The organism is Corynebacterium vitaeruminis (assembly GCF_001054325.1).
Taxonomy (GTDB): Bacteria; Actinomycetota; Actinomycetes; order Mycobacteriales; family Mycobacteriaceae; genus Corynebacterium; species Corynebacterium vitaeruminis_A.
Genome location: NZ_JVVM01000016.1, coordinates 1 through 16,934, shown reverse-complemented (window position 1 = coordinate 16,934; position 16,934 = coordinate 1). Strand labels below are relative to the sequence as shown.

The 16,934-nt window shown below is 61.5% G+C and carries 14 protein-coding genes, 1 tRNA gene and 1 pseudogene; 10 read left to right on the top strand and 6 right to left on the bottom strand.

Features of this window, described 5'->3' with window-relative positions; translation table 11 throughout:
* Positions 1–47: 47 nt before the first annotated feature.
* Genes ADA16_RS03630 through ADA16_RS03620 form a run of 3 tightly spaced genes read right to left on the bottom strand, consistent with a single transcriptional unit; the run spans position 48 to position 2,814 of the window.
* Positions 48–1,301 (bottom strand): sensor histidine kinase, encoded by a 1,254-nt coding sequence (locus tag ADA16_RS03630; RefSeq protein ID WP_048759277.1) that lies wholly within the window; start codon positions 1,299–1,301, stop codon positions 48–50.
* Positions 1,302–1,334: 33 nt separating this feature from the next.
* Positions 1,335–2,015: an alpha-ketoglutarate-dependent dioxygenase AlkB family protein gene (locus ADA16_RS03625; protein WP_048759276.1), complete on the bottom strand. Its 681-nt coding sequence runs from the start codon at positions 2,013–2,015 to the stop codon at positions 1,335–1,337.
* Positions 2,016–2,031: 16 nt separating this feature from the next.
* On the bottom strand, positions 2,032–2,814 hold the full coding sequence (locus ADA16_RS03620) for an SDR family oxidoreductase (protein WP_048759274.1): 783 nt from the start codon (positions 2,812–2,814) through the stop codon (positions 2,032–2,034).
* A gap of 124 nt (positions 2,815–2,938) precedes the next feature.
* Between ADA16_RS03620 and ADA16_RS03615 the strand changes: the two genes are divergently transcribed.
* The 3 genes from ADA16_RS03615 (at position 2,939) to pdxY (ending at position 7,016) form a co-directional block, all read left to right on the top strand.
* On the top strand, positions 2,939–5,521 hold the full coding sequence (locus ADA16_RS03615; RefSeq protein WP_414629644.1) for an excinuclease ABC subunit UvrA: 2,583 nt from the start codon (positions 2,939–2,941) through the stop codon (positions 5,519–5,521).
* Between the two features lie 84 nt (positions 5,522–5,605).
* Positions 5,606–6,049 carry an alternative ribosome rescue aminoacyl-tRNA hydrolase ArfB gene (gene arfB, locus ADA16_RS03610; RefSeq protein ID WP_048759270.1) on the top strand — a complete coding sequence of 148 codons (444 nt, stop codon included), beginning with the start codon at positions 5,606–5,608 and terminating at the stop codon, positions 6,047–6,049.
* A gap of 40 nt (positions 6,050–6,089) precedes the next feature.
* Positions 6,090–7,016, top strand: a complete 927-nt coding sequence (gene pdxY / locus ADA16_RS03605) for a pyridoxal kinase PdxY (RefSeq protein ID WP_239659328.1) — start codon at positions 6,090–6,092, stop codon at positions 7,014–7,016.
* A 30-nt stretch (positions 7,017–7,046) separates the two neighbouring features.
* Here pdxY and ADA16_RS03600 read toward each other — a convergent pair whose 3' ends face one another.
* Entirely contained in the window at positions 7,047–8,027 is a 981-nt protein-coding gene (locus tag ADA16_RS03600) for a 1,4-dihydroxy-2-naphthoyl-CoA synthase (RefSeq protein ID WP_016422029.1), read from the bottom strand.
* 13 nt (positions 8,028–8,040) lie between these two features.
* Here ADA16_RS03600 and ADA16_RS03595 point away from each other — a divergent pair, with 13 nt between their 5' ends.
* The 5 genes from ADA16_RS03595 (at position 8,041) to ADA16_RS03575 (ending at position 13,633) form a co-directional block, all read left to right on the top strand.
* On the top strand, positions 8,041–9,066 hold the full coding sequence (locus tag ADA16_RS03595) for an o-succinylbenzoate synthase (RefSeq protein WP_048759269.1): 1,026 nt from the start codon (positions 8,041–8,043) through the stop codon (positions 9,064–9,066).
* A 184-nt stretch (positions 9,067–9,250) separates the two neighbouring features.
* Complete coding sequence (gene menD, locus ADA16_RS03590; protein ID WP_048759267.1) at positions 9,251–11,161, top strand: 2-succinyl-5-enolpyruvyl-6-hydroxy-3-cyclohexene-1-carboxylic-acid synthase; 1,911 nt, start codon at positions 9,251–9,253, stop codon at positions 11,159–11,161.
* Between the two features lie 64 nt (positions 11,162–11,225).
* A complete protein-coding gene (locus ADA16_RS03585) occupies positions 11,226–11,717 on the top strand; it encodes a DUF3592 domain-containing protein (RefSeq protein WP_048759266.1) in 492 nt (163 codons plus the stop codon).
* A 4-nt stretch (positions 11,718–11,721) separates the two neighbouring features.
* Positions 11,722–12,930 (top strand): glycosyltransferase family 4 protein, encoded by a 1,209-nt coding sequence (locus tag ADA16_RS03580; protein ID WP_048759265.1) that lies wholly within the window; start codon positions 11,722–11,724, stop codon positions 12,928–12,930.
* Between the two features lie 10 nt (positions 12,931–12,940).
* Positions 12,941–13,633: a demethylmenaquinone methyltransferase gene (locus ADA16_RS03575; protein WP_048759264.1), complete on the top strand. Its 693-nt coding sequence runs from the start codon at positions 12,941–12,943 to the stop codon at positions 13,631–13,633.
* 78 nt (positions 13,634–13,711) lie between these two features.
* On the opposite strand, the gene ADA16_RS03570 is transcribed toward ADA16_RS03575, so the two are convergent.
* The gene (locus ADA16_RS03570) at positions 13,712–15,064 is read right to left on the bottom strand and encodes a geranylgeranyl reductase family protein (protein WP_162837143.1); all 1,353 of its coding nucleotides are present in this window, start codon (positions 15,062–15,064) and stop codon (positions 13,712–13,714) included.
* 118 nt (positions 15,065–15,182) lie between these two features.
* Here ADA16_RS03570 and ADA16_RS03565 point away from each other — a divergent pair, with 118 nt between their 5' ends.
* Positions 15,183–16,238, top strand: a complete 1,056-nt coding sequence (locus ADA16_RS03565; RefSeq protein ID WP_048759263.1) for a polyprenyl synthetase family protein — start codon at positions 15,183–15,185, stop codon at positions 16,236–16,238.
* A gap of 180 nt (positions 16,239–16,418) precedes the next feature.
* Positions 16,419–16,500 (top strand) — tRNA-Tyr (locus tag ADA16_RS03560).
* Between the two features lie 141 nt (positions 16,501–16,641).
* Here ADA16_RS03560 and ADA16_RS10915 read toward each other — a convergent pair.
* A pseudogene (locus ADA16_RS10915) lies at positions 16,642–16,934 on the bottom strand (IS1249 family transposase); the annotation flags it as partial.

The window sequence follows — 16,934 nt, the reverse complement described above, 5'->3', positions numbered from 1 at the left end:
GTCTTTCTATGCAGTGTCAATAGTTAGACCTGCTTTGGCCAAACCGCTTACAGCCGAATACTGACGCAGAACATGCCGTCGCTTTCACCATAAGTCATCTCGCCACCCAGCTCCGCCACGCGCTCATTCAGGCCAATCAACCCGGCACCAGCTCGTTTTCCGTGCTCCGCGAACTCATTCTTAGCCCGGTTTACGGTTATCAAATGAACCCGTGCCGGGCTGATATCGGCATCGGCAGATGGGGCAATAGGCGACTCAGTAGGCGACTCAATCGCCAATGTGAACTGACCAGCACCCGATGAGTGCTTAGCCATATTCGCAGCCAACTCCGCAACGGCCCGCACCAAAGTCAAACGCTTCGCAAGCGGCCAATCCGCCAGCGCCGCATAAGACTCCGGCAGAGTCACCGATACATCGCGCCCCGGCGGACAGGTAGCCGCAACCAGACGGGGAATATCATTCGGGTCAGCGCTAATCTCGCCGCCATCACGTAGTGCATCGACAAGCGCATGCACATCTCGCAACGATTGTTCTGCGGTCTCGGCAATACCTTCCAGCGTGGTCTTTTCAGCAGCGCGTTCCGCTCGTGAGTCATTCATCTCCGCCAGGTACAGCGCGGTTTGGGACTGAACCTTAATAGAGGTGAGTCCGTGCCCCACGACGTCGTGAAGCTCCCTGGACAACTCCAGCTTGTTGAGCGCCACGACGTTCTCCAACTCCGCGGCATGTTCCTCGGCGTTGATGCGCAGCCACAGCGGCACTGCGTACGCGCTCGCCGTGATGAGCACCGCCGGCAGACCGAAAACCAACAGCCGTTCCGGAGTAAAACCGAAGGCTGGAACCGCTGGGTTGAGGAAACTGCCAATCAACCCTAAAAAGAGCCCAACTATGCCCCAGGTGCGATTCTGTTCCCACCTGGTCACAGCCCATAGTGATAGTGGGGCAGCAACAATAATAGGGTCTAGCCCAAGGTTCACCGGGGATAGCCACACCAGCAAGGCGAGGCCCGCTAGGGCGCTGTACGTAACCACAAACGATGCGCGCACTGCTTTACGACGAAACGCTGCGGCTCCGGCAATCATCGCGGACAGAACCACATTGGTGACATAAGTGAAGCTCGGGCCATAAGTAAGTAGCGGTGTCATGCTCACCCAGCAGCACAGCAGGAAGGTAGCCGCAATAGCGAGGTCGGCAGCTGGGAACGGGCCGACAAAGAAACGCACCCGGCTGCGCCAGTCGAGTGGGGCAGGAGTCTGCGTGGTGGCAGACTGTGCGTGCATGGAGGAAGCGGTGCGCTGCATGTGTCTAGGCTAGCGGTCGGTGGCTTGCGCGGTTTAGTGTGAGTTTTCCACTTGCCGAAACGTGATGTTGATGCGGCCCTCTTTAAGCCCGCACCTCTCCGGCAGAGTGCCCGGACGAGTCTTGGGCACACCGTGAAACGCAAGCCGCTTGGGGCCACCAAACACGATCACATCCCCGCTGGCGAGAGTCACGTCATCCCAGGGCTTGTTGCGGTTTTCAGTCCCGCCAATGCGGAACAGGGCCTCGTCGCCGATAGAGAGCGACACAATTGGGGCAGGGGAGTTTTCGTTGCGATCCTGGTGCATCCCCATGGTGGCCCCGGGTGGGTAGTAGTTGACCAACGCCATGTCGGGCCGAAAAGTGGCGGGCCACTGGCTGAGGGATTCGTCGTAAAGCGCGGCGGCACGAAGTGCTTCGGTGGCGAGCTGTAGCAGATTGTCAGGCACAGGCGGGACGCGAACGCCGCCTGCGTGCGTGACGTAGCGGTACGGATTTGTGGCCCACATGCGGCCGAGGTGCAGCATGAAGACTTGCATCTGACCACTTTTGAGCCGCGGGCGAGTCATAGCCAGGGGAGTGCCGGCAACGTCGCGGGCGATGTCGCGGAGTTGCGTGATGATGCCGGCCTGCCGGTCCAGTGGAAGCCACCCCGGCAGATGAACAACTCCCGGCGTGATGCGGGCATCGTCGCGCGGGAGTTGATCAAAGAGCATAGGTCTAGTTTGTCTCTTAACCCGCGATGATTGCGTTAACCGGGCGGGACAGGAACTGCGGGCCAATCTTGCCCAGGTAGCGCAGGATGAAGTCCGCTGCTGACACCGAGTAGAAGTGGCGCTGGCGCTCGATGAAGTTCTGCGGGTGCGTTGCCTTCCACACGGCATCAGCGACCTGGTCCGGTGTGATGCGCACGCCAAGACGGCGGGTCGAACCAGCGGAAACGTCCGCCAGCTTGGTCTTCGCCCACAGCGGCATGATTGCGACGACGCGGATCTTGTCCTTGCGCCATTCCAGATCCAGAGCCTGCGTCAGACCAGAGACGTAAAACTTCGACGCGGAGTACGGCGCGATGTGCGGCTGACCGTAGATACCCGAAGCCGAACCCATGTTGACCAGGTGAGATCCCTTGGTGCGCTTCAGGTACGGATGTGCCGCCTTCGCGCCCAGTGTCAGGCCGGTGCAGTTGATGTCCACCTGTGCGCGAATAATCTCCGGCGACTGGTCGGTGATATCGCCATCGCCGATGATGCCCGCGTTATTGTCCAGCACTGTCAGCTTGCCGCCGGTGTGGGAGGTGAAGTCCGCAAGCGCGTCCTCCCACTGCTTAAAGTCCGTCACGTCCAGCTTGCCGACGATTACCTCCGGGCGTTCAGCCTTGAGCTTCGCCAGGGCGTCCTCGTTGATGTCGTAGACACCTACGGTCCAGCCTGCAGCCAGGAACTTCTCGGCCACCGCGCGGCCAATGCCCTGTGCGCCGCCGGAGATGAAAATGGACGGGGAATCAGAAGTGGCCATGATGCCTCAATCCTGCCTTTTCTTGCTGTTTTTATAAGTGGATAAATGTTATTCGTCAGCTTAGATGAGCATTTGTTGTTTAACAGCGGATTGGCCAATCCGGCCCCTGTCGTACGCTGGAGGCATGACTCGGATGACAGCTCGCGACACTGTTCAGAATCGACCGGCGGCTGACCAACCCACGCACATTGAAGTGCACGGTGCCCGAGTTAATAACCTGAAGAATATTGATGTCGATATTCCGCTGCAGCAGCTCACCGCCATTGCTGGCGTGTCTGGTTCGGGTAAATCCTCGCTGGCCATGGGTGTTTTGTACGCCGAAGGCTCGCGTCGCTATATCGAGGCGCTGTCGACCTACACGCGCCGTCGAATGTGGCAGGCCACTCGGGCAGATGTTGACCGAGTCACCCATGTCCCGGCCGCCCTGGCACTGCGGCAGCGTCCGCCAACGCCGGGTGTGCGCTCCACATTCGGCACCGCCACTGAGCTGCTGAATGTCATCCGTTTGATGTTCTCCCGGCTCGGTCGCCACCGCTGCCCGAATGGTCACTACCACCAGCCAACCCTCGCCGTTGCTGCAGAGAAACCGTTGACCTGCGCCGAATGCGGGGTTGAATTCTATCCGCCAGGTGCGGAGGACCTCGCATTCAACTCCCGCGGCGCCTGTGAGACCTGCGAGGGCATCGGCACCATCCGCGAGGTCGACGATACCGCCTTGATTAAGGATCCAGACCTCTCCATCGACGATGGCACCGTTTTGCCCTGGCAGACTTTCGGCTTCAACGTTCAACCGGCCATCGCTCGCGAATTCGGTGTGCGCACCGACGTGCCCTGGCGAGACCTCACCGATCATGAGCGCGAAATCGTCTTCGCCGGTCCGGAGGAAAAGAAGCACATCACCGTCACCTCGAAAAAGGGAATCCACGAACTAGACTTCACGTTCCGCAACGCCCGCCTGACTGTCACCGAAGAACTCAAACGTGCCGACAACGACAAACGCCTGGCCAAAGTCTCCCGCTTCCTCACTGAGCGCACGTGCCCGAAATGCCACGGCACACGCCTGTCCGCCACCGCTCGCACACCGCTAATCGGCGATGACAACCTAGCTGACATCACGGCATTAGCGCTTGACGACGTCCTGGAGTGGTCAACCACCGTGGCCACTGAGGTGCCCGCACCGATGCGCAGCATGGCGGAGACACTCGTCGTCACGCTGCAGTCGATGGCGGAGCGACTAGTGGAACTTGGCTTGGGATACCTGTCGTTGGACCGCGCGGGGGCGACATTGTCGACGGGTGAGCGGCAGCGTGTGCAATTGGCTCGTGCGGTGCGCAATGAAACCACGGGTGTGCTGTATGTGCTTGATGAACCCTCGATTGGCTTGCATCCAGCGAATATTGAGGGGCTGCACGGCGTGATTCGCGATTTGCTGCGCGGTGGCAACACTGTGGTGATGGTGGACCACGATCCTGCGGTACTCGCAGCGGCGGACCATCTAATTGAGATTGGTCCTGGTTCGGGCCGCGATGGCGGGGAAGTGACCGCGCAGGGTGCGATTGAGCAGGTGGCTGACAGCCTGATCGGCGGCTATATCACCGGTCGGACGAAGGTTGCGGTGCGTGGGGAGGCTGCGGCCAATACTGAATCGGCGGCTGTGCCTGGTGCTGACGCTGACTCTGGTGCGCGCGCGGACGCTGATGTCGGCCTTGGCGCCATTCACATGGAAACCACGCCAATCCACACCGTGCAGGCCCTGGACGTTGACGTGCCACTGGGGAAGATGACAGTGGTGACGGGTCCTTCTGGCTCTGGCAAAACCACCATGGTGCTGGAGTCACTGGTCCCTGCTGTACAAGGCGCAGCGGAGGGCGGAAAACCAGAGCACGTGCGTGTAGTTGATGCTGCCGGGATTGATACCGTGCACGTCGTTGATGCCACACCTATTGGGGCCAATGTGCGCTCCACGGTTGGTACATATACCGGTGTGCTGGATGTTTTGCGACGCATCTATGCAGGTGCCAATGCCGGTACGCTGGCCAGCGATGGTAAAAAGCTGAAGCCCGGTGCGTTTTCCTTCAACACCGGCATCCTAAAATGCCCGGCCTGTGAGGGGACGGGCACCATTTCGTTGGATGTGCAGTTCCTGCCGGATGTGGATATCACCTGTCCGGATTGCGGTGGCTCTCGTTACTCGTCGGAGGCTGAGTCCTGCCTGGTGGCGGGCCTGTCGCTGCCAACTCTGTTGGCTAAGACAGTGGCGGAAGCGCTCGAATGGGTTGCTGATGTTGAGGCCGTCGATAAGCGTTTTGGTGCTGTTCGTCGCACTCTGCAGGCCATGAGCGATGTTGGTCTTGGTTATCTGACTTTGAATGAGGCCACGCCGGCGCTTTCCGGTGGTGAGGCGCAGCGGTTGAAGTTGGTTTCGCAGCTGCATCGCAAGCAGAACCGAGCGCTATTTGTCTTTGATGAACCAACGGTTGGTCTGCATCCGCGGGATGTGGAGACGCTGCTGCAGGTGCTGCAGCGGCTGATTGATAAGGGCGCGACAATCCTGGTCATTGAGCATGACGTGGATTTGATTCGCAATGCGGATTACATCATTGACCTCGGTCCCGGTGGCGGGGTCGACGGTGGCCGCATTGTCGCTACCGGTACGCCGAGTGAGGTCGCGGCCAACCCCGCAAGCGTTACCGGCCGGTACTTGTAGCTCAACTTGTGGCTAAATTCCTGGCCTCGGGAAACATCCGTTACCGAGCATCCGCTACTGAGCGCCCTGACTACACTGGCCATCATGAAACCCCTGAAGATTCCACCAGGTCCCGGCATCCCAAAGGGCCTTGTCATCCCCTCAGCGGAGCTCACCGAACGCTTCGCGCGCTCCGGCGGACCGGGCGGTCAGGGCGTTAACACCACCGACTCCAAGGTGCAGCTATCGGTCGATATTGCCGAGCTCACCGTGCTTTCCGACGTCCATCGCCGCCGCGCTCTCCAGAACCTCAGCCACCGACTCGACGGCACCACACTCACCGTGTCCGTCACCACGCAGCGCTCCCAAGTGCGCAACCGCGCGGAAGCCCGGCGTCGCCTGGCGGATCTCATTCGGGAAGCCGTGCAGCCACCGCCTCCGAGGCGCCGGCGGACTCGGCCGAGTCGAGCCTCGATTGCGCGTCGTAAAGCGCAGAAGCAGCGGCGCTCCGAACTCAAAGCCAGCCGACGTCGCCCCAGCGCCTACTAGGGGATATGGGATTTTCGTGCATCCGTTGCAATATAGAGGAATGAACGAAAATCAGGCCCCTACCGAAAAGGCAGCTGAAGCCGTCGCGGAGTTCAACCGCGTGCCCTCGATCCTGTCCATTCAGTCGCATGTGAGCTATGGCCATGTGGGTAACTCCGCTGCCGTCTTTCCGCTGCAGCGCGCAGGTTTTGAAGTGTGGCCGGTCCACACCGTCGATTTTTCCAACCACACCGGCTACGGCCAGTGGCGTGGCCCAATGATTCCAGCCACGGATGTGCGCGAGGTTATCAAGGGTATCGATGAGCTGGGCAAGCTTGACGACGTCGACGCGATTATCTCCGGCTACCAGGGCGGTAGCGATATTGCGGATGTCATCATCGAGGCCGTGGCGCTGACCAAGGAGCGCAACTCGAAGGCCATCTACTCGTGTGACCCGGTGATGGGAAATGCCAAGAGTGGCTGCCACGTCTCGGAAGACATTCCGCCGCTGCTGCGCGACAAGGTCGTGCCGGTGGCAGACGTGATTACGCCGAACCAGTTTGAGCTGGGATACCTGACGGGCCGCGAGGTCAGCGACCTGGAGTCCACCATTGCGGCAGCTCATGCTGCTCGGGAGCTCGGCCCGGAGGCCGTGCTGGTCACCAGCGTGCTGCGTCCGGAGCGCAAGGAGGACGAGATTGAGATGCTCGCCGTCAATGGCTCCGGTGCATGGCTGGTGGCGACGCCGTACCTGCCGCTGAAGCGCAACGGCTCCGGCGATGTCACGGCCGCGCTGTTTGCGGGCAACCTGCTGCGCGGTCGCGGTATTGACGGTGACCTCTCGGTCGCGCTGGGCAACACCGCGGCCAGCATCTTTGAGCTGCTGAAGGTTACGCACGAGTCCGGCTCTGGTGAGCTGGAGCTCGTGCGCGCGCAGGAGGCCTACGTCCACCCGGAGCAGCGGTTTGAGGTTACGAAGGTTCAGTAGGTGGGGTAGGGCTGTGGCCAGCCCCAGCACCTAGTAATAGAACGGGAACTCATCCCAGTTCGGGTCGCGCTTTTCCAAGAACGCTTCCTTGCCCTCGACGGCCTCGTCGGTCATGTACGCCAGGCGAGTGGCCTCGCCCGCGAAGACCTGCTGGCCCATCAGTCCGTCATCGGTCAGGTTGAAAGCGAACTTCAGCATGCGCTGCGCCGTCGGGGACTTGCCGTTGATCATGCGGCCCCACTCGACCGCGACATCTTCCAGCTCAGCGTGGTCGGCGACTTCGTTGACGGCGCCCATGCGGTGCATGGTCTCAGCGTCGTAGGAGCGGCCGAGGAAGAAAATCTCGCGGGCAAACTTCTGACCAACCTGCTTCGCCAGGTAGGCCGAGCCATAGCCGGCATCGAAAGATCCTACGTCAGCGTCGGTCTGCTTAAAGCGGGCCTCTTGGCGCGATGCCAGTGTCAGGTCACACACCACATGCAGGGAGTGTCCGCCACCTGCGGCCCAACCGTTGACCACGGCAATAACAACCTTCGGCATGGTGCGGATCAGGCGCTGCACCTCCAGGATGTGCAGGCGACCTCCCTCGACCTTGGCGCGCGCAGTATCGATGGTGGATGCGTCCGCGGTGGCGTCGTCATGCTCGTGTGACGTTGCGTACTGGTAGCCGGAACGACCACGAATGCGCTGGTCACCACCCGAACAGAATGCCCAGCCACCGTCCTTGGTGCTCGGACCGTTGCCGGTCAGCAGCACAACGCCGACATCCGGGGTGCGACGCGCGTGGTCGAGCGCGCGGTAGAGCTCATCGACAGTGTGCGGGCGGAACGCGTTACGAACCTCCGGGCGATCAAAAGCAATGCGCACAATGCCGTTTTCGCGGCCCTCGCCGACGTGGCGGTGGTAGGTGATGTCGGTCAAATCCTCAAAACCATCAACCGTCTTCCACTGCTCAGGGCGGAAGGGGTTATCGGTCGAGTACTTCGCGGTATCAGTCATGGCTTCCAGCATAAAGGTCTCTAGCATGAGGGGTATGTCTGTGTCCGCTGCGCCTAACGTCCCGCTTCCATCGATCGACGACATCCTCGACCGCGCCCACGTCGTGGCTCTGCCCATGGCTGTGAAGTTCCGTGGCGTCACCACCCGCGAAGCACTTCTCATCGACGGCCCCGTTACCTGGGGCGAGTTCGCTCCCTTCCTGGAGTACGAGGCTCGGGAGGCTTCCGCATGGTTGCGTTCGGCTATCGAATGCGCCTACGTCGGCCTACCCACCCCGAAGCGCGAGTTTGTCGAGGTCAACGCCACCATCCCCGCCGTCGCGCCCGAGCAGGTGCCGGAGGTCGTGGGGCGCTACCCCGGGTGCCGCACGTTCAAGGTCAAGGTCGCAGAGAGTGGCCAATCGCTTAACGACGACATCGAGCGCGTAGCGGCCGTCCGTACCGCGGTGGCTGAAGCCTATGGCTATGAACCTGTGGTGCGGGTGGATGCGAATCGTGGCTGGTCGGTGGAGCAGGCCATCCGCGCCGCTCATGAGTTGGGTCCGCTGGAGTACATGGAGCAGCCTGTTGCGACTGTCGCCGAGCTCCGCGCGGTCCGCGACGCAGTGGGGGAGTTTTGCCCGATTGCTGCCGATGAGTCGATCCGCAAAGCTGAGGATCCGTATTTGGTTGCGCGCGAACAGGCGGCTGACGTGGGCGTAATGAAGGTCGCGCCGCTCGGCGGGCCACGCCGTTTGCTTCGGTTGGCCGAGGAGCTGGAGATGAAGGTGACCGTCGCCAGCGCCTTGGATACAGGTGTTGGCATGGCCGCCGGTTTGTTCACGGCGGCGGCCCTGCCTGTGACCGAGCTGCAACCGGTGCCAAACGCAGCGGGTTTGGCCACGTCGTCGCTGTTTATTGAGGACGTCATCGAGCCCCGGCCGCTCATCGATGGCCGTTTGCCCGTCACCAACCCCGCGCCCGACCTTTCCCGCCTGGCTGAGCTCGCTGCGTCGGGATCCCGCCGCGATTGGTGGTTCGACCGCCTCCGCGCGGCGTATGCCTACCTGTAGTGGCGCACTTGGCGGTCTAATCCCACCTGTAGCTGCTCGCCACCTGCATCAACCCTCGGAACACCCAGAGTTACTGACCCCGTTTATGACACTTTGAGTTCGAAAAACGGCTCCAAACTGTCATAAACGGGGTCAGTAACTCCCAACAAGTCCGATATCTGACCAGACAAGTAGCCTATTGAGTGTGAACGACAACCAGGACACCTCCCAGACTTCGCACGCTCAGGGCGCCAACATCACCAATGCCGCCACCACCGATGCTGGTACCCCAGCCTCGGCAACCGACGCTGCAGCCAAAACCCCGGCGTCCCAATCCACCGCGGCCCCTGCAACTCCCGCAGCCCCATCCGCAGTGGTAGCGGGTCTCATCGTCGATGAGCTGCTGCGTCTTGGCATGGTCGATGCCGTGGTGTGCCCGGGTTCCCGGTCGGCCCCGCTGGCGCGCGCCCTGGTTCAGGCCGCCGATGCGGCGAAGGTGCGCCTCCATGTGCGTGTCGATGAACGCTCCGCCGCCTTCCTCGCCCTGGGCCTGGCATCGCGCACCCGCAAGGTGACCCCGGTAATTACAACGTCCGGCACAGCAGTGGCGAACCTCGTGCCCGCCATGGTGGAAGCCACCGCGTCGGGTATTCCGCTGCTGGCACTGACCGCTGACCGCCCCGCACACTACCGCGGCACCGGTGCGAATCAGACTATCGTCCAGGACCGCCTGTTCGCCGATGCCTCCGTAGTCGAGTTCGATCTCGACGGCACCGCCCCGGTCACGAAGGCCACCGCCGCGCAGATTCGTGCTCGCATCGACCGCGTCGTCGCCGCCATGGCATCCGGCGCCGGCCACCTCAATGTTCGTTTTGTCGAACCGCTTGTGCCTGACGACGACTCCGTCGCCGACATCCCCGAGGGCCGCGCCGACGGCGGCCCCTGGACCACGATTGCGCCTACTACCAGTAACAACGTCGGTGCGGCTGCCATTGCAACCAACTCGGTCACCGCAACCAGCCCGGCCACCGCGGCCACCACAGCCACAATTGACATCAGCCGCCGCACACTCGTGATCGCGGGCTCGAATGCCCCACATCTGCCAGAGCTGGAGGATCTGCCAACTATCGCGGAGCCGAATGCGTATGCGCCGGCGTACCCAGTTCACCCGCTTGCGGCAGGTACTTTCGCGCAGATTCCGCCGGAGCAGATTGTGTTGGTAGGGCGGCCGACGCTGCACCGAGGTATCTCGAAGCTGCTGGCCAATCCGGACATCGAGCTGACGGTCGTCTCGGATGCGGAAAACCACGGCTATGGGGTGGAGTTCCCGGATGTGACGGCGAACGCAAGGGCCGTCGTAAAGCATGTGCAGACTGTGGGGGAGCAGGACCCGCAGTGGACGAAAATCTGTGAGGCAGCCAGTGAGTTGGCGGTGAAGTCCGTGCGGAAGACGCTCGCCGAGTCGATCGAGGCGGAGGAGCCGCTGACCGGATTCCATGTGGCGGCAGCGCTGACGGACAGCCTGCGCACGGGTGACAATGTGGTGCTGGGTGCGTCGAACCCGGTGCGCGATGCGTCGTACACGGGCCTGCCTTTCCCTGGGGTGAGCACGTATGCGGGACGGGGTGCTGCGGGTATCGACGGCACGGTGGCGACAGCAATCGGTATTGCGCTGGCATCCGACCGCGAGTATGCCGACGAAATCCGACCACCGCGCACGATTGCGCTGATGGGGGACCTGACTTTCCAGCACGACTCCGCAGCGTTGGCGATTGGGCCGCTGGAGCCGAGGCCGGAAAACCTCACCATCGTGGTGGCCAACGATGCCGGTGGCGGTATCTTCGAGACGCTGGAGGCGGGCAGCCCGGCTCTGCGAGGAAGTTTCGAGCGCATCTTCGGCACGCCGCAGGATGTGGACTTTGAGGGGATCTGCCAGGCCTACGGGGTCGAACACGTGCGTGTTGACCGTCTCCCAGACCTGCTCGCGCAACTGCACCCGGATACCGATGTCGATGGCATCCGCGTCATCGAGGTGGCGACCACGCGCGAGACGCGTAGGCAGTTGCATCACAAGCTGGCATACAATGCGGAGATTGGAGTGCTGGACAAGCACTAGCTGGACAAGCACTAGCTGACTACCAACATCCAACCAGAGACAGCATAAGGAGGTCGCGACCGCCATGCAGTGGAAAACTGCCCTGGCCAATTGGCCGCGCTTCCTTCGGCAGGTACTGCTCTTTGTAATGATCTGCCTGCTGTTGTCGTGCTTGGCTATTGTGGTTGGCTGCTTCATCAATGACCGCAATATCGAGTCGAATATGGGGCAGTCCGTAGCGGATGTGCGCTCGGTTGAGGTTCTTCGCACCACGGTTGATTTCGTCGATGAGAATGGTGATTTTCAGTCGCCGCCATCCGGCTTGCTATATCCCGTCGGGCTTGAGGAAGGCCAGCGCGTCCGCGTCGAATACGACCGCACTGATCCCAACGTCGTCCGTGTCGCCGGGCGCACATGGACGCTGTCACTTCTCCCGGCGACCAGTATCGCTGTAGTTGCGTTCATTGTTGTCACGCCGCTGTGGTGGTTGTCGATGCGCGCTACCCGTCGTTTACAAAGAGATCCCCAAAAGGTAAACGGAGGGTCACTTTCGCTTTCCGACGAGATGGAAAACTAGCACCATGCGCGTTGCCATCATTGCTGAAAGCTTCTTACCCAATATCAATGGAGTGACAAACTCCGTGTTGCGGGTGTTGGAACATTTACGCCGTGAGGGGCACGAGGCGCTGGTGATTGCGCCGGGTGCTCGGGACGGGCAGGAAGAGGCAGAGTTCTACTGCGACTACCGCATTGAGCGCGTGCCCACTGTGATGGTGCCACTGATTGATTCGCTACCGATTGGTGTGCCGAACCGCAGGGTGGCTTCGGCGCTGACTCGGTTTAAGCCGGATGTTGTGCACCTGGCCTCACCATTTGTTCTCGGTGGTGCGGGCGCGCTGACTGCCAAGGCACTGGGTATCCCGGCTGTCGCTATCTATCAGACCGATGTGGCGGGTTTTGCCAAGAACTACAAGTTGGCGGGGCTCTCCACGGCAGCATGGTTGTGGACGCGCGTGATTCACAACTCCTGCGCACGAACGCTGGCGCCGTCCTCGCCGACTATTGAGGACCTGCAGGATCACAAGATTCGTGACATCTATCGCTGGGGTCGCGGTGTTGATGCGGTTCGCTTCACTCCGACAAAGCGCAGTGAAGAGCTCAGGAAGCAGTGGAGTCCGGAGGGCAAACCGATTGTTGGTTATGTCGGCAGGCTGGCGGCGGAGAAGTCGGTTGAGCGTCTGGCGGCGCTGAACGGACGCGATGATATCCAGGTGGTCATTGTCGGTAACGGCCCGGAGATGCCGAAGCTGAAGAAGCTGATGCCGAATGCCGTCTTCACCGGACAACTCACTGGTGATAAGTTGGCAGCCGCTTTCGCCAGCCTGGATGTGTTCGTCCACACCGGTGACTTTGAAACCTTTTGCCAAGCCGTCCAGGAAGCCCACGCCTCTGGTGTGCCGGCCATCGCTCCGAACGCAGGCGGTCCGCGGGACTTGATTACCAACGACGTCAACGGCCATCTGCTGGAGCCGAAGACTTTCACTCGCGACCTGTCGGCCGCTGTTGATAAGCTGCTGCTCGTCGATGATGAGCTGGCTCGCAAGCAGCTGCGCAACCGCTGCCGCGACACCGTGACAGAGCGCACCTGGGGAGCGCTGTGCGCTGACCTGGTTCGCCACTACGAGGAGGTCTCAGGAGTCTCCGCGGCCGAGACTTCCAGCAAGGTCGCAGCGGATGCCACGAACGCCTCCCACGCGGGCGTTGCTACGCGTCAGAAGTCGGTCGCGTAATCTGGACAGCGTGTCTAGGGCTGATTTAACGAAAAATCCCAGCGAAGTCGCCTCGATGTTCGACGGTGTAGGGAAGAATTACGACATCACCAATACCGTGCTCACCGGTGGTATTGACCACTACTGGCGCGTCCGCACGGCAAAGCGCCTGAACCTGCAGCCTGGCCAGAAGGTTCTCGACCTGGCCGCCGGTACGGCTGTTTCCTCAGTGGAGTTGGCGAAGTCCGGCGCATACGTCGTTGCCTGTGACTTCTCCCGCGGCATGCTCAAGGCCGGTGCGCACCGCGATGTTCCCAAGGTCTGCGGTGATGGTATGAAGCTGCCATTCCCGGACAACACTTTCGACGCGGTGACCATCAGCTTCGGTCTGCGCAACATTGTGGACTACAAAGCGGGCCTTGCCGAACTAGCTCGCGTGACCAAGCCCGGTGGCCAGCTGACAGTCTGTGAGTTCTCCACCCCCGTGGTGCCGGTGTTCAGCACCTTCTACAAGGAATACCTGATGCGGGCGTTGCCGCAGATCGCCAAGGTCGTCTCGTCGAACCCGGAGGCCTACGTGTACTTGGCGGAGTCGATTCGCGCCTGGCCAAATCAGCCGCAGCTCGCCCGCGATATCAATGCCTCGGGCTGGGAAGATGCCGGGTGGCAGAACCTCACTTTCGGCATCGCAGCGCTGCATTCGGCAACCAAGTCGGCGCAGTAGCTCGCTAGCTGGCAGCAGCGCAGCCGCATACAACTGCGCTCCAAAGTGCCGACCGCTGAGGCCGTCGTAAAGCGATTCCTACTGCCAAGGCTGGCGCCCAAACCACTTATCGGACGCCAGTGCCGCCTGCCCAGAAGCACGCCATAGGCGAGCCACCACATCGCGGTCGTGTTCCGTGACCAGATTGCCCATCAGACGTGCGGCGACTCCCATGAGCTGGCTGCCCCACGGGGCGCCGATGGTCAGCGGGCCGACGGTCGGCAGGAAGCTCGGGTACGTCAACGCCAACGCCAATTTACGGGCCAGTGAGAAGCCGGTGCCGTAGTGCTCGCGAAGCAGGGCGGGCCAGACATACGTCAGCCCATCGCGGCCCGCACCAACTGAGCTAATCAGCTCCACTGCCAGTCGCGCCGACTCCATACCGTAGTCAATCCCCTCACCGTTGAGCGGATTGACCAGGCACGCAGCATCACCGAGCAACGCCCAGTTCGGCCCCGCCACATTCGACACGGCACCACCCATCGGCAACAGCGCAGACGTTACGTGCTCCGGTTCGCTCATCTGCCACTGATCGCGCACTTGCCCGTGGTACTCGCGCAGCAACTTCTTCACGTTCGTGCGCGCCGGGCGTGACGACGTCGCCAGCGCCCCACACCCCACATTCGCCCGGCCTTCACCCAGCGGGAAGATCCAGCCATAGCCCGGGTGCGTCTGCCCCTCGGAGTCGCGCAGCTCCAGATGCGAGTGAATCCAATCGTCCGCCACATCCGCGCTGGCGAAGCTGACATACGACCGCGCCGCCACGCCAAAGACGCTGTCGCGATGCCACGCACGCCCCAGCTGCTTGCCGACGGTACTTCGGAGCCCATCGGCCACGAGCAACCAGCGGGCCGAGATGGTGTGTGGCTTGCCCTCGCGGTTGGAGAGCTCCACCGCGCGCACGCCATGACCCCGCGTGCCACCATCGCTCAGCGCCCCGAGAACCACCTTTCGCGCCGCGACACCATCAAAGACCTGTGCACCGGCGTCGGTGGCGGCGTTGAGCAGGAAGGTGTCCAGCTCAACTCGCGGCATAGCGGACCCGACAGCGGGAAAAGTGCCGGAGGCATCATCGGGCCAGGGGGCGGTGATGGAGCCGCCGAAGCCGTGAAGCTTGAGTCCTCGGTTGCGGTTGCGGCGCAGGAGGTCGTCGTCAAGCCCTAGACGACGCAGCTCAGCGATGGCGCGGGGAGTGAGCCCGTCGCCACAAGTCTTGTCGCGCGGGAAGCGCTGCGAGTCGACCACAGTGACCGAAAAACCGGCGTGGGCGGCGTGAATCGCGGCGGCGGAGCCGGTGGGGCCGGCGCCGACAATGAGCACATCAGTGCTGCTGGGTAGAGCAGTGGTGCCGTCGAACGTGGGGGAGACTCGCGAAATCGGGCTTGAAGTCATTGCCCCAGCGTATAACGACGTTGAAACGAATATGGGAACTGGTCTGCTAGCAACTATGCTCGTAAGGTAGTTTATTTAGCAGTTTCTTATCTTTTATCGTCAGTTAGGCAGGTCTCGAATGCGTACTGGAGACTACTCCGGGCTCAGTTCCGGAAGTGCTCAGGGCACTGGTGAGCACACCGCCACTAGTTCTCACTTCGTTGATGAAGCGCTGGAAGCAATAATCACCGAGGGAATGCGTAAGAGCGAAGACCTCCTGATTACCGAGCTGGGGCGCGGCGAGGACTTCCTGGTCGAGCGGGTCTCCCACTTAGCTCAAGCCGGAGGCAAGCGCTTCCGCCCGATGTTCACCATGCTGTCCGCGCAGTTCGGCGAGAACCCCGAGAGCGATAACGTCATCACTGCTGCGACTGTGCTGGAGTTGACGCACCTGGCGACGCTCTACCACGACGACGTTATGGATGAAGCGGACAAGCGTCGCGGTGTGCCCTCCGCCAACGCGCGCTGGGACAACACCGTCGCCATTCTGGCGGGTGACTACCTATTCGCCACCGCATCCCGCCTGCTGGCAGAGCTCGGCTCTGAGACCGTTGCCCACTTTGCCGAGACCTTCGGCGTGTTGGTCACAGGCCAGATGCGCGAGTGCCTCAACGACCTGGACCTGCCAATCGAAGAGCGCATCGAACGCTACCTGCAGGTCATCGCCGAAAAGACTGGCGTGCTTATCGCATCGGCCGGTTATCTCGGCGCCTATCACGCTGGCGCGTCCGCCGAGATTTCCAGCGCGCTGCGACGCTACGGTGAACTAATCGGCATCGTTTTCCAGATTGTCGACGACATCATCGATATCTCCTCCAACACCGATCAGTCCGGCAAGACCCCGGGCACCGACCTGCGCGAGGGTGTCTTCACGCTGCCGGTTCTCTACGCGCTGCAGGAGGACACCCCCGCCGCTGGCCGCCTCCGCGAGATTCTCGTTGGCCCTGTTTCTGACGACGCGCTTGTCGACGAGGCCCTCGAGCTTTTGGCCCAGACCAACGGTGTGGCTCGTGCGATGGAGAAGGTCAACGAACTGCTGGATGAGTCCGATCGCGTCATCGCCGATCTTCCCGACTGTGCGGCCAAGGAGGCCCTGCGCCACGTTGCCCGCTATACCGTGGAGCGCGTGGGGTAGCGGATTGAGCTCCATCGGCGTGATGAGCCTAGGGGCGAGCACTGCTCTGGATTGAGCTCTGCTGAGAGTTGAGCTCTGCTGAGGGGTGAATCCAAGTAGGAAAATATCCTCTCGACCTGCCGATTTGTGTAAATGACAGAGTAGTGGGTAGCATTCCATTCGCACCGTTTAAGAGTGCACGCCAGATTGCCCGAGCGGCCAAAGGGAGCGGATTGTAAATCCGTCGGCATTGCCTTCGTTGGTTCGAATCCATCATCTGGCACAGTGAAATCACCGCGAGAATTTTCTCGCGGTGATTTTTTGTTTGTAGGGGCTGTTGGTGGGGCAGGGTTCGGGCTAGGGGTTCGGGGGGTTAAGTGACAAAAAGTGTGTCCGCTCGGCGTGTCGCTGGGTGGGCCCTTTTTTATTGCATTGGTCCTTTTCTGATTCCTATGTTGTGTTCGTACTCGGTTGGGATAGCGTTGTCGTAGAAGGCTGGTCGTCCTATTTCCTGGTCGGCTTTATTGTGGTCTTCTTCGGCAAGATCGTTGACTTTGGCGAGTTGATCTTGGCCAAAATTGCACTGCCTGGCGATCTTGAGCGGGTCGTCAGGCAGTTGCGTTTTCGAGTGGAGGTACCACTCGAGCATTTTTCGTTGACGTTCTCCGGATCTGCCGCGATGCGCGTCGGCGATGCGTTTGAGCCCGGCGTTGATGC

Bases quoted from the DNA above. Each gene is read 5' to 3' on its own strand.
- ADA16_RS03630 (WP_048759277.1), bottom strand. From the start codon at position 1,301: ATGCAGCGCACCGCTTCCTCCATGCACGCACAGTCTGCCACCACGCAG.
- ADA16_RS03625 (WP_048759276.1), bottom strand. From the start codon at position 2,015: ATGCTCTTTGATCAACTCCCGCGCGACGATGCCCGCATCACGCCGGGA.
- ADA16_RS03620 (WP_048759274.1), bottom strand. From the start codon at position 2,814: ATGGCCACTTCTGATTCCCCGTCCATTTTCATCTCCGGCGGCGCACAG.
- ADA16_RS03615 (WP_414629644.1), top strand. From the start codon at position 2,939: ATGACTCGGATGACAGCTCGCGACACTGTTCAGAATCGACCGGCGGCT.
- arfB (WP_048759270.1), top strand. From the start codon at position 5,606: ATGAAACCCCTGAAGATTCCACCAGGTCCCGGCATCCCAAAGGGCCTT.
- pdxY (WP_239659328.1), top strand. From the start codon at position 6,090: ATGAACGAAAATCAGGCCCCTACCGAAAAGGCAGCTGAAGCCGTCGCG.
- ADA16_RS03600 (WP_016422029.1), bottom strand. From the start codon at position 8,027: ATGCTGGAAGCCATGACTGATACCGCGAAGTACTCGACCGATAACCCC.
- ADA16_RS03595 (WP_048759269.1), top strand. From the start codon at position 8,041: ATGAGGGGTATGTCTGTGTCCGCTGCGCCTAACGTCCCGCTTCCATCG.
- ADA16_RS03585 (WP_048759266.1), top strand. From the start codon at position 11,226: ATGCAGTGGAAAACTGCCCTGGCCAATTGGCCGCGCTTCCTTCGGCAG.
- ADA16_RS03580 (WP_048759265.1), top strand. From the start codon at position 11,722: ATGCGCGTTGCCATCATTGCTGAAAGCTTCTTACCCAATATCAATGGA.
- ADA16_RS03570 (WP_162837143.1), bottom strand. From the start codon at position 15,064: ATGACTTCAAGCCCGATTTCGCGAGTCTCCCCCACGTTCGACGGCACC.
- ADA16_RS03565 (WP_048759263.1), top strand. From the start codon at position 15,183: ATGCGTACTGGAGACTACTCCGGGCTCAGTTCCGGAAGTGCTCAGGGC.